At 66.7% G+C, this 11,879-nt stretch carries 12 protein-coding genes and 1 pseudogene; 9 read left to right on the forward strand and 4 right to left on the reverse strand.

All coding sequences use genetic code 11. From position 1 onward, the window contains the following. From AC3AYF_RS04345 to slmA, 8 genes are all read left to right on the forward strand, one after another. Window positions 1-866 (forward strand): lactonase family protein (locus tag AC3AYF_RS04345; protein ID WP_487779433.1); only part of this gene is annotated, 866 nt, incomplete at its 5' end. 94 nt (window positions 867-960) lie between these two features. Beyond that, window positions 961-1,374 carry a hypothetical protein gene (locus AC3AYF_RS04350; protein ID WP_295035888.1) on the forward strand — a complete coding sequence of 138 codons (414 nt, stop codon included), beginning with the start codon at window positions 961-963 and terminating at the stop codon, window positions 1,372-1,374. 105 nt (window positions 1,375-1,479) lie between these two features. Further along, a complete protein-coding gene (gene coaBC, locus AC3AYF_RS04355) occupies window positions 1,480-2,739 on the forward strand; it encodes a bifunctional phosphopantothenoylcysteine decarboxylase/phosphopantothenate--cysteine ligase CoaBC (protein WP_295035887.1) in 1,260 nt (419 codons plus the stop codon). Between the two features lie 83 nt (window positions 2,740-2,822). Further along, window positions 2,823-3,299 carry a dUTP diphosphatase gene (gene dut / locus AC3AYF_RS04360; RefSeq protein ID WP_295035886.1) on the forward strand — a complete coding sequence of 159 codons (477 nt, stop codon included), beginning with the start codon at window positions 2,823-2,825 and terminating at the stop codon, window positions 3,297-3,299. A gap of 45 nt (window positions 3,300-3,344) precedes the next feature. Then, window positions 3,345-3,896, forward strand: a complete 552-nt coding sequence (locus AC3AYF_RS04365; protein ID WP_295035885.1) for a YaeQ family protein — start codon at window positions 3,345-3,347, stop codon at window positions 3,894-3,896. Between the two features lie 47 nt (window positions 3,897-3,943). Continuing rightward, window positions 3,944-5,362, forward strand: a complete 1,419-nt coding sequence (locus AC3AYF_RS04370) for a phosphomannomutase/phosphoglucomutase (protein ID WP_295035884.1) — start codon at window positions 3,944-3,946, stop codon at window positions 5,360-5,362. Window positions 5,363-5,454: 92 nt separating this feature from the next. Beyond that, a complete protein-coding gene (gene argB / locus AC3AYF_RS04375; protein ID WP_487779434.1) occupies window positions 5,455-6,357 on the forward strand; it encodes an acetylglutamate kinase in 903 nt (300 codons plus the stop codon). Between the two features lie 123 nt (window positions 6,358-6,480). Next, window positions 6,481-7,098: a nucleoid occlusion factor SlmA gene (slmA, locus tag AC3AYF_RS04380; protein ID WP_295035882.1), complete on the forward strand. Its 618-nt coding sequence runs from the start codon at window positions 6,481-6,483 to the stop codon at window positions 7,096-7,098. Window positions 7,099-7,226: 128 nt separating this feature from the next. On the opposite strand, the pseudogene rpoH reads toward slmA, so the two are convergent. The 4 genes and pseudogenes from rpoH to ftsY all read right to left on the reverse strand — a co-directional run bounded on the left by rpoH (window position 7,227) and on the right by ftsY (window position 11,524). Then, window positions 7,227-8,093: pseudogene (gene rpoH, locus AC3AYF_RS04385) on the reverse strand (RNA polymerase sigma factor RpoH). A 259-nt stretch (window positions 8,094-8,352) separates the two neighbouring features. After that, the gene (gene ftsX, locus AC3AYF_RS04390) at window positions 8,353-9,333 is read right to left on the reverse strand and encodes a permease-like cell division protein FtsX (protein ID WP_295035880.1); all 981 of its coding nucleotides are present in this window, start codon (window positions 9,331-9,333) and stop codon (window positions 8,353-8,355) included. After that, window positions 9,330-9,998 (reverse strand): cell division ATP-binding protein FtsE, encoded by a 669-nt coding sequence (ftsE, locus tag AC3AYF_RS04395; protein WP_295035879.1) that lies wholly within the window; start codon window positions 9,996-9,998, stop codon window positions 9,330-9,332. Before ftsE ends, ftsX begins: the two co-directional genes overlap by 4 nt. Next, entirely contained in the window at window positions 9,995-11,524 is a 1,530-nt protein-coding gene (gene ftsY, locus AC3AYF_RS04400) for a signal recognition particle-docking protein FtsY (RefSeq protein WP_487779435.1), read from the reverse strand. Before ftsY ends, ftsE begins: the two co-directional genes overlap by 4 nt. A gap of 128 nt (window positions 11,525-11,652) precedes the next feature. Here ftsY and AC3AYF_RS04405 point away from each other — a divergent pair. Beyond that, window positions 11,653-11,879, forward strand: a 227-nt coding sequence (locus tag AC3AYF_RS04405) for an RsmD family RNA methyltransferase (protein ID WP_487779436.1), incomplete at its 3' end; no start/stop codon positions are given.

Below are 11,879 nucleotides of genomic sequence, written 5' to 3' on the forward strand. Positions count from 1 at the left end.
CGACCCGCGGCACCTGGCCCTGCCACTGCGCCGTTCACCCCTCGGGCGGGCACCTGCTCGCGGCCAACTACGGCACCGGCACCTTCGCCGTCTTCCCGCTGGGCGAGGATGGCCGAATCGAGCCGATGAGCGACCTGTTCCAGGCGCCGGGCAATGGCGGCGGGCCCGACCCGGTACGCCAGGAGGGGCCCCACGCCCACATGATGCTCGCCAACCCCGGCGCCCAGCACGTCTTCGGGGTGGACCTGGGCGGCGATACGCTGCTGGCGTGGCAGCTCGACCCGGCGACGGGCAAGCTGGCACCCGGCCCGGTGCCGCGGGCCAGCGTGCCTTCCGGCAGCGGCTGTCGCCACCTGGCGTTCCACCCCGACGAGCGCCGGGCCTACGTGATCAACGAGCTCTCTTCGACCATCGACGTGTTCGACTTCGAGCCCCGCCGAGGCGCCTTCATCTGGCGCCAGTCGATCTCCACGCTGCCCCCAAACACCCCCTTCACCCGTCCCGCCTTCAATCCCGACAACCCGGGCGACGTGCCGACAGGGACGAACACCACCGCCGAAATCCGGGTTCATCCCAGTGGACGCTGGGTCTATGCCACCAATCGCGGGATGGACAGCATCGCCATGTTCGCGGTCGACCCGAACTCGGGGCGTCTGGCCTCCACGGGCTGGGTCCAGAGCCGGGGGCAGATCCCCCGGGGCATGAACATCGAACCGTCCGGCCGCTGGCTCTACGTGGGCAATCAGAACTCGGACACCATCGCGGTGTTCCGCATCGGCGCAGACGACGGCCAGCTCGAAGGCCCGATCAAGCTGATCGACAGTCCGGTGCCGGTCGATTTCGCCTTCGGCCCCGCGGTGCGCTAAGGCAGCGGTGGAAGCGGCTCGGTTGGCGTCCGTGCATGGCGAGGGACGCCGACTGGGCTATGGTGAAACCACACCTTCACCTCTCGGAGCCATCATGAACCGACTGCCTTCGTTCGATTCGCACAAGCGCCTGGCCACCCTGGCCATCGCCGTCGCCCTCGGCGGCGGTGTCCCCAGCGCCCTCGCCGCTGACCCCGACACCGCATCGGCGCAGACCGAGCGCCCCCGGGTGCTCAGCGGCGACGAGATCCAGCAGCAGGTCTGGGGGCATCGCGTCCAGGGCGCCATGGCGGGCGGCCAGCAGTACGACGAAGTCTATCGCCAGGACGGCAGAATCGAGGGCGACGGCTACACCGGGCAGGCCACGATCGTCGACGATCGCATGTGCTTCGACTACGGCGACGACAAACCGACCTGCTATGGCGTCCGCCACGACGGTGACGACAGCATCGAGTGGCTCGACGGTGACGTCGTCGTCGGCGAGGGAGAGCTCGGCAACGCCGAGTGATCGCCACGGGCGGCCGCTGCAACGGCGGTCGCCACTTTTGCCTCACCGTTACGCAACCCGCGACCGCAGTGGTATGGTAACGGCCGAACCATCAGGACAGATCCCATGTCGCTACCGATTGGTCCGGGATTGGCCGGAACCCGCATTCTGCTTGGCATCAGCGCCGGCATCGCCGCCTACAAGAGTGCCCATCTCGCCCGCCTGTTGAAGAAGTCGGGCTTCGAGGTGCGCGTGGTCATGACCGAAGGCGCCCAGGCTTTCATTACCCCGCTGACACTGCAGGCGTTGACCGGCGAGCCGGTGCGGACGTCGCTGCTGGATCCGGAAGCCGAAGCCGGCATGGGCCACATCGAGCTGGCGAAATGGGCGGATGTCATCCTGATCGCCCCCGCCACCGCCGACCTGATGGCACGGCTGGCCCACGGTCACGCCGACGACCTGCTGACCACCCTCTGCCTCGCCACCGAAGCTCGCTGCCTGATGGCGCCCGCCATGAACCAGGCGATGTGGCGTCATCCGGCGACCCTGGCCAATGCCGACCGGCTGGTTGAGCTGGGCTGGACCCTGCTGGGCCCCGACGCCGGCGACCAGGCCTGCGGCGACGTCGGCCTCGGCCGCATGCTGGAGCCGGAAACCATTCTCGCCCAGCTGCTGGGCGAGCTCGAGCCGGCCCGGGACGAGGCGCTCCGGGTGATGCCCGTGCACCGGGATCTGGTCGGCAAGCGCGTGGTCATCACCGCCGGGCCGACCCGCGAAGCGCTGGACCCGGTGCGCTATCTCTCCAACCACAGCTCCGGCAAGATGGGCTACGCCCTGGCCGCGGCCTGCGCCGAGCGTGGCGCCAGCGTCACGCTGGTCAGCGGGCCGGTGACGCTCTCGACGCCACCCGGTGTCGAACGGATCGAGGTGATCTCGGCTGTCGAGATGCTGACCGCGGTCGAATCCTGCATGCCCTGCGATCTGTTCATCGGTTGCGCCGCGGTGGCCGACTATCGCGCCGCCGCCATCAGCGAACACAAGCTGAAGAAGACGGAAGACGCCAGCGGGCTGACCCTCGAGCTGGTGCGCAATCCGGATATCGTCGCCACGATCGCGGCACGCCCGGACCGACCGTTCACGGTCGGCTTTGCCGCCGAGACGCAGGCACTGGAGACGCACGCCGGCAGCAAGCTCGAACGCAAGCGCCTGGATCTGGTCGTCGCCAACGATGTCTCCCGCGAGGGGGTCGGTTTCGGCGGCGACGACAATGCCGCCACGCTGCTGTGGAGAGAGCGGGAGCGGACTCGGCGCCACGCGCTACCGCGGCAGCCCAAGACGGCGTTGGCCAACGCCATCGTCGACCACATTGCCGACCGGATGCGCTAGCGCATCCGATCCGCGCCCCAGCGGTGGTAAACTGGGCGACTTGCTCGTCATCTCACTTCATGCGCCATCAGGAACGACGCTACATGTCACTCAGCACTTCGCCCGCCAGACCCAAGCTCTCGGTCAAGATTCTCGATGAGCGGGTACACGACTACCCGCTGCCCCACTACGCCACCGCAGGCAGCGCCGGCATGGACCTGCGCGCACTGCTCGACGACGCGTTGACGCTGGCTCCCGGTGACAGCGCCCTGGTCCGCACCGGCCTCGCCATCCACATCGGCGACCCGGGGCTGGCCGGCGTGGTATTGCCGCGCTCCGGACTCGGCCACAAGCACGGCATCGTGCTGGGCAACCTGGTCGGGCTGATCGATTCCGACTACCAGGGCGAGCTGATGATCTCGGTGTGGAACCGTGGCCGGGACACTTTCGTGCTCGAGCCCGGCGAGCGGCTGGCGCAGTACGTGCTGGTGCCGGTGGTCCAGGCCGAGCTCGACATCGTCGAGGAGTTCGTCGCCACCGAGCGCGCGGGCGGCGGGTTCGGCCACTCCGGCCGGCAGTGAATCGTCTCCCGTCTCCCACAACCGCTCTCTGCGAGGACATGTCACGTGGCGCTAAGCGCAACCATCTATAAAGCGAGACTCAACGTCAGCGATCTGGATCACCACTACTATGGCGATCATGCGCTGACCGTGGCCTGTCACCCGTCCGAGACGGCGACGCGCCTGATGGTGCGCCTGCTGGCATTCATCGACAATGCCCACGCCATCGGCACGGACAACGATCTCGCCATGACGCGCGGCCTGAGCAGCGAAGACGAGCCGGATCTCTGGCTCAAGGCGGCGGATGGGCGAATCCTGTCATGGATAGAGCTGGGCGAACCGTCGCTGAAGCGCATCAAGCAGGGCCTTTCCCGGGCGGAACGGGTGCTGGTCTATCCCTATGCGCCGCGCAGTGCCGCACAGTGGTGGAAGAAGTTCGAAAGCGATGTTCGGGCGCTGCCCCGGGTGACGGTCTGGAGTCCGCCGGCAGAACCGTTGGCGGCGCTGACCGCGCTCGTCGATCGCAACCTGAGCCTCGACGCCACCCGGATGGAAGGCGAATGGCTGATGACCGACGGCCAGGCTTCAGTGGCGCTGGAGTTCGAGCGCTGGACATGAACTCGAATCGAAGCCGTTCGGTGGCGAAGACAAAGGATGGTTGGAAAATGACGACGAATGAGCGGCCCGGTGCCGACGTACCGGCCTCGATTTTCAGGGCCTACGATATTCGCGGCATCGTCGACGAGACGTTGACCGAGGAGACCGTGGAATGGATCGGTCGCGCGGTGGGTAGCGAAGCGGCGGCGAGAGGTCAGCAGACCGTGATCGTCGCCCGTGATGGCCGCCACTCCGGCCCTCGCCTCCAGGCGGCGCTGATTCGCGGCCTGCGGGCTTCCGGCCGCGACGTGATCGATATCGGGCGCGTGCCGACCCCGGTACTCTACTTCGCCACCGCCACCCTGGCCGAGAGCGCCAGCGGGGTGATGGTGACCGGCAGCCACAACCCGCCGGACTACAACGGCTTCAAGATCGTGCTCGACGGCGTGGCGATCTCCGGCGAGGCGATCACGGACCTGCTCGAGCGCATCCGCAGCGGCGAGTTGACCGAGGGCGAGGGTTCGCTCCAACGGCGCGACATCGGCGAAGCGTATCTTCAGCGCATCCTGGGTGACGTCTCCCTCGCCCCGGGCCGGGCCGGACGCCCGCTCAAGGTGGTCGTGGATTGCGGCAATGGCGTCGCCGGCGAACTGGGGCCCAGGCTGATCGAGGCGCTGGGGGCGGAAACCATCCCCCTGTTTGCCGAGATCGACGGCGATTTCCCAAACCATCATCCCGATCCCGGCAAGCCGGAAAACCTGGTCGACCTGATCGCCAAGGTCCGGGAGACCGGTGCCGATATCGGGCTGGCTTTCGACGGCGACGGCGACCGCCTGGGCGTGGTGACACCGGCCGGCGAGATGATCTACCCGGACCGGTTGATGATGGCCTTCGCCACCGACCTGCTCGAGCGGGAGCCTGGCGCGCGTATCGTCTTCGACGTCAAGTGCACCGGCAACCTGGCCCGGATCATCGAGCGGGCCGGGGGCGAGCCAGAGATGTGGCGCACCGGCCACTCGTTGATCAAGGCGCGCATGAAGGAGACCGGCGCGCAGCTGGGCGGCGAGATGAGCGGCCACATCTTCATCAAGGAACGCTGGTACGGCTTCGACGACGGACTCTACGCCGCCGCCCGGCTGCTGGAGATTCTGTCGCGCCAGACGGTGGATGCCGATCGCTACTTCAGCGCGTTTCCGCAGGACGTCAGCACGCCGGAGCTGAACGCCCCGGTAACCGACGAGGAGAAGTTCGCGATCGTCGAGCGAATGGCCGAGAATGGCGACTTCGGTCAGGATGGCATCAAGACGACACTGGACGGCATCCGCGTCGACTACCCCGACGGCTGGGGACTCTGTCGGGCCTCCAACACCACGCCGATGCTGGTCCTGCGGTTCGAAGGCAAGGACCGGGCGGCGCTGGCGCGCATCCAGCAGCGGTTCGGCGCCGCGGTGCTCGCGGTGGCGCCGCACGTCGAGCTGCCCTTCTGAGATCGCAGAGCACGAGACGTACGCAACGAAAGGGAACGCGCCGCCGGTTTCGATAGACTCACGGCGCATAGACAGTGGAGAGATAACGCCTCATGAACGAGAGCCCGCGCGACCCGCGTCAGGTGGTCGAGATTCTGTCGGAGGCGCTGCCCTACATCCAGCGCTATTCCGGCAAGACGGTGGTGGTCAAGTATGGCGGGAATGCCATGACCGAGGACACCCTGATCGACTCCTTCGCCCGCGACATGGTGTTGATGAAGGAGGTCGGCATCAACCCGGTGGTGGTCCATGGCGGCGGCCCGCAGATCGGCCAGCTGCTGGCACGGCTCAACATCGAATCGCGCTTCGTCAAGGGCATGCGCGTGACCGACGCCGAAACCATGGACGTGGTCGAGATGGTGCTGGGTGGGCTGGTCAACAAGAACATCGTCACCCAGATCAACCAGTGTGGCGGCAAGGCGATCGGCCTGACCGGCAAGGACAACGCCCAGATACGGGCACGCCAGCTCAAGGTCGAGCAGTACAATCCGGCGCTGGCCGAACCCGAGATCATCGATATCGGCCACGTCGGCGAGGTCGAGCATATCTCCACCGACCTGATCGAGATGCTGGCCGAGCGGGATTTCATTCCCGTCATCGCGCCGATCGGGGTCGATCGCGAAGGCCATAGCTACAACATCAACGCCGACCTGGTCGCCGGCAAGGTGGCCGAAGCGCTCAAGGCCGAGAAGCTGATGCTGTTGACCAACGTCGCGGGGCTGCAGGATGCCGAGGGCAAGGTGATGACCGGCCTCTCGACGGAACAGGTCGACGCGTTGATTGCCGACGGGACGATCTACGGCGGCATGCTGCCGAAGATCCGTTGCGCGCTGGATGCGGTCAAGGGCGGCGTCGGCAGCGCTGTCATCGTCGATGGCCGCGTCGTCCATTCGACACTGCTGGAGATCTTCACCGATGCCGGGGTCGGCACGCAGATCACCGATCATCGCGACTGACACCGATAACATCCCCTTTCCATACATCGCGGGCGTGGAAGGCCCTCCCGGGCGCCAGACAGTTGACGAGCACCCGGGGCGCTCCAGGAAGGAGCCCCGACGAGAAGACCGATAAGAATCGCCATGACGCAGGCAACCCCCCAACTCTCCCGCCGTGAACAGATCCTCCAGGCACTGGCACTGATGCTCGAGGAGGACAGCGGCAAGCGTATCACCACCGCCGCGCTGGCCCGTCAGGTCGGCGTCAGCGAAGCGGCGCTGTACCGCCACTTCCCGAGCAAGGCGCGCATGTTCGAGGGACTGATCGAGTTCATCGAGGCCAGCCTGTTCGAGCGCATCCGGCGCATCCTCGACGACGAGCCGTCGGCCCTCGCCCGCTGCGAGACGATCGTCCAGCTCGTGCTGGTCTTCGCCGAGAAGAACCCGGGTCTCAGCCGGCTGATGGACGGCGACGTACTGACGGGCGAAACCGCCCGGCTGCGCACCCGCATGTCGCAGCTGTTCGAGCGGCTCGAAACCCAGTTGAAGCAGATCCTGCGCGAGGCGGAACTGCGCGAGGGGCTGCGCCCCCAACTGCCGGTCTCCGCCGCCGCCAATCTGCTCTCGGCCTTCGTCGAGGGCCGGATCAGCCAGTACGTGCGCAGCGATTTCCGTCACCAGCCCACCGCACACTGGGAGGACCAGTGGCGCCTGCTGGGCGGCGGGCTGCTGACCACGGCGCACCAGACGACGTCCGCCTAGCGGCGAATCCGGAGTGACGGACCGCAAAAAGCCCGGCGATTGCCGGGCTTTGCGTGTCTAGCTGTCGTGATGTACCAGTTCGGGCTTGCCTGCTACGGTTGCCCCCCGGTTCGTCGACCAAGGGCGGCTCACGCCGCGATCGCGTCGCCGAGCTGCAGCTTGATCTTCTTCATCGCGTTCTTCTCGAGCTGGCGAATGCGCTCGGCGGAAACGCCGTAGACATCGGCGAGATCGTGCAGGGTGGACTTGTGCTCGGAGAGCCAGCGCCGCTGCAGGATATCGCGAGAGCGGTCATCCAGCTCGCTCAGCGCTTCCCGCAGGCGGCGGGTGTAGTCGGCTTCCCAGTCGTCCGCCTAGAGCTGTGCCGCAGGGTAGAAGCTGTGATCCTCGAGATACTGTGCCGGCGCCTGATAGCTCTGCTCGGCGGCCTCTCCCGGCGAAGCGTCGAAGCCGGCGTCATAGGAAGCCAGCCGACCCTCCATCTCGCGTACCACCTTGGGCTTGACGTCGAGATCCTTGGCGATGGCATCGACTTCGTCGTTGTTCAACCAGGCCAGACGCTTTTTGGCGCTGCGCAGGTTGAAGAACAGCTTGCGCTGGGCCTTGGTGGTGGCGATCTTGACGATACGCCAGTTGCGCAGCACGTACTCGTGGATCTCCGCCTTGATCCAGTGCACCGCGAACGACACCAGACGAACGCCCTGATACGGATCGAACCGCTTGACCGCCTTCATCAGGCCGACATTGCCTTCCTGGATCAGGTCCGCCTGTGGCAGGCCGTAGCCGGAGTAGCTGCGGGCGATGTGAACGACGAAGCGGAGATGAGACATGATCAGACGACGGGCCGACTCGAGATCGTCCTCCTCATGCAGCCGCACGGCAAGATCGTGCTCCTCGTCCGCCGTCAACACGGGAATGCCGTTGACGGCCTGAATGTAGCCGTTGAGATCGTGACCCGGGGAGAGATTCCCGATGGCTTGAAGACTGGTGCTCATGTGCGTTGTCTCCATGGTTGACGGCGTGCCGGTGTGGAGAGCCAGTCGGCTCGATCCGCCGTGACACACGCCGCAACAGGTTGTTCTGCCTGTCTGCGAGGATACCCGATGAGACCCTCGATTTAGACAAAAGTTCAAGATGTTTGCCAGTCTCGATGACTCGGAAACCAACCGTCGACTGGTGCTGACCCAGCATCCTGGGTGACCTTCTTACCGTATTCCGGCCCCGTTGACCAGCGTCAGGGCACCCGCTACCACCCTAGCGCGGCTTGATGTCCGCCAGATGACGTCCGACGGCAAGCCATGCGCCCAGCCAGCCCAACAGTGTACTAAAAAGTAGCAGAAAAGCCGAGTGGCTGGCGCCCAGGGAAGGCAGCGTGAACTGGGCACCGTAGCTCTCCGCCAGCGCCGCGACGGGGGATGCCAGCCAATTGCCGCCGACGACCAGCATGACCAATGCCAGCACGCCGCCCCCGAGCCCGTACCAGGCGCCACTATAGAGAAATGGGCGTCGCACGAAAGCGTGGGTGGCGCCGATCAGGGTCACGACTTCGATCTCCTGACGCCGACTCTCCACCGCCAACCTGACCGTGTTGCCGACCACCAGCAGCACACCCAGACCGAACAGCAGCGCCAATGCCAGCGCGACACGCTGACCGAGCGCAGCCAGTTGCTGAAGCCGATCCAGCCACGCCAGGTCCAGGCGAACCTCGTCGACGCCATCGAGCGTCTGCAGACGCTGGCTCAGCGACTGCACGGCGGCGGGATCGGTGTCGTCGGGGGTCACCACGACGCTCGCCGGCAGCGGGTTGGCGTCGAGCTGGGAGAGCGCGTCCTCGACGCCCAGCGTCTGCTGGAACTCCGCCAGCCCCTCCGCCGCCGTCACCAGACGAGTCCCTGCGACCCCGCTCTGCTCGCCGACTTCGGCCGCCAGGCTCATGGCCCGGGATTCGTCGACACCGGCGTCGAAATAGACCGTCAGCGTGGCGCTCTCGTCCAGCTCGGCATCGACCAGACGCGCACTGTCCAAGGCCAACCACAGGCCCGCGGGCAGGATCAACGCGATGGCGATCGCGAGCATGGTCAGTAACGTCGATATCGGGCGTCTGACCAGACGCAGGGCGCTGTCGCTCATCATGGCCCGGTGATGCCGCAACCAGGCCCGACCGCCGCCGGACGCCCGACGCGTGGGCTTCTGTGCGCCTCGCCGGGAGACGCCGGTGGATTGGCGCTCGCTCATGCCGCCTCCCCGTCGCCGACGAGCCGGCCATCCCGCAACTTCAGCACCCGGTGGCGTAACCGGGCGATGAGGGCGAGATCGTGGCTCGCCACCAGCACCGTCGTGCCGATGCGATTGAAGTCCTCGAACAGCCGCATGATGTCGGCGGAGAGCTGGGGATCGAGATTACCGGTGGGCTCGTCGGCCAGCAGCAACGCCGGCTTGTTGACCACCGCGCGAGCTATGCCCACGCGCTGCTGCTCGCCGGTGGAGAGTTCGATCGGCAGCGCCCGCTCGCGGTGCAGCAGCCCGACCTTGTCCAGAGCGGCCCGCACGCGCCTGCCGGCATCGACGGGCTCGACGCCCTGGATGGTCAACGGCAGGGCGACATTGGCGAAGATATCGCGATCGAACAGCAGCTGATGATCCTGGAACACGACGCCGATCTGACGCCGGTAGTAGGGAACCTGACTGATGTGCAGCCGATCCAGGTCGTGGCCGGCGACCAGGACCCGGCCGCGCGAAGGGCGTTCGAGCCGCATGATCAGCCGCAGCAGCGAGCTCTTGCCGGCACCGGAGTGACCGGTGAGGAAGAGCATCTCGCCGCGCTCGACCCGGAAGTTGATATCGGCCAGCGCCTCGAAGCGCCCGCCGTAGCGCTTGCCGACGTGCTCGAACGCAATCATGAATCCGCGTCGCTGTCCCGGCCGACGTCTCGATCGAAGAGCGCCCTGACGAATGTCTCGGCGTCGAACGGGCGCAGGTCCTCCAGCGACTCGCCGACACCGATGAAGCGAATCGGCGTTCCCATCTTCTTGGCCAGGGCAAAGATGATGCCGCCCTTGGCGGTGCCGTCGAGCTTGGTCAGGGTAATCCCGGTCACCGGGATCGCCTCGTCGAATGTCTCCGCCTGGGAGATCGCGTTCTGCCCCGTTCCCGCGTCGAGCACCAGCATCACTTCATGGGGGGCGCTGGCATCGAGCTTGGCCATGACCCGCTGCACCTTCTTGAGCTCTTCCATCAGATGGCTCTTGTTGTGCAGACGACCGGCGGTGTCCGCGATCAGCACGTCCACCTGGCGCGCGCGTGCGGCGGCGACCGCATCGTAGATGACCGAGGCACTGTCGGCGCCGGTGTGCTGGGCGATCACCGGCACCCGGTTGCGCTCGCCCCAGACCTTGAGCTGCTCCACCGCCGCGGCGCGGAAGGTATCGCCGGCGGCCAGCATCACGCTGCGCCCCTCGTTCTGGAACCGCTGGGGCAGCTTGCCGATGGTCGTGGTCTTGCCGACGCCGTTGACGCCGACCATCAGGATCACGAACGGCCCCTCTCCCTTGGGTGGCAGTTGCAGCGGCTGGGAAACCGGTTCGAGCAACGCCGCCAGCTCTTCCTGAAGCGCGCGGTACAGGGCATCGGCATCGGCCAACTCCTTGCGCGAGACCCGGCCGGTCAGGCGCTCGATGATCTCGCTGGTGGCCTCGATCCCCACGTCCGCCAGCAGCAGCTGGGTCTCGAGATCCTCCATCAGCTCATCGTCGATCTGCTTCTTGCCCAGCAGCAGGTCGGCAATGCCGTCGGTCAGGTTGGCGCGCGTGCGCCCGAGGCCGGCACGCACGCGCGAAAGCCAGCCACCCTTGGGCTTTTCCCGCGGCGCCGGCGTCTGCCCTTCCGCAGTCTCCGCCGAGGGCGCTGGCGTCACGTCGGTCGCCAAATCGGCCTCGCGGGTGCCATCCGCCGGAACTTCCTGAAGGGCCGATTGCGGCGACTCCTGCTCCAGCGGCTGACCCAGCGCCTCTTCGGCAGCCGTCGCCTCGACCGGCGAGGGCTGGTAGTCCACCGGCACCGGGCGACCGGGAGATTCGGTCTCGACGATCGACTCCGCGGCAGGTGCGGCGGTTTCCACCGTCGGCGAGGCCTCTGCCGTTTGGGAGGGGGGCGCTTCGGCGGCCCCGGTAACGGCATCCCCGGCCACGTGCCGCTCGTCCTGCCCGGCTGCCGGCCGCGGCTCGTCGGCAACGGCGCTGGCGGAGCGATCGCCTTCGACGCTCTCTTCCCGGTCCTCCGCCACGCCGGCTTCCGGGTTCTCTTGTTCTAACGCCGACTCGTGTTCTAACGCCGACTCGTGTTCTGACGCCGACTCGGCGCGTTCCGACTCGCGCCGACGTGCCTCTTCTTCCTGCTGCTTTTTACGACTCTTGAATAGTCCGAACATGGATGGCTTCACTGCTGAAAAGCCGTGCTCGCGCCACTCACCAGTGTCGACCGTCACGGCTTCGGAGAATATCGTTATCGAGAGCTCATCCTATCACCGCGAGTGTTGCGGGGGTACAATTGCGCGCCATGAATCGACGCCGCCCACGCCGGGTTCCCGACGGCACCCGCTCACGCCAGCCCCCTCATGCCACCTCTCGCGGTGGCCGTGGACAGCTGCGCCTGATAGGCGGCGAATTTCGCCGCCGCAAGCTGCCGATACCGGACAGCCCAGGCCTGCGCCCGACGCCGGACCGGGTACGCGAAACCCTGTTCAACTGGCTGGCTCTCGACATTGGCGGGCGGCGGGTGCTGGA

This window comes from Salinicola sp., assembly GCF_982684285.1.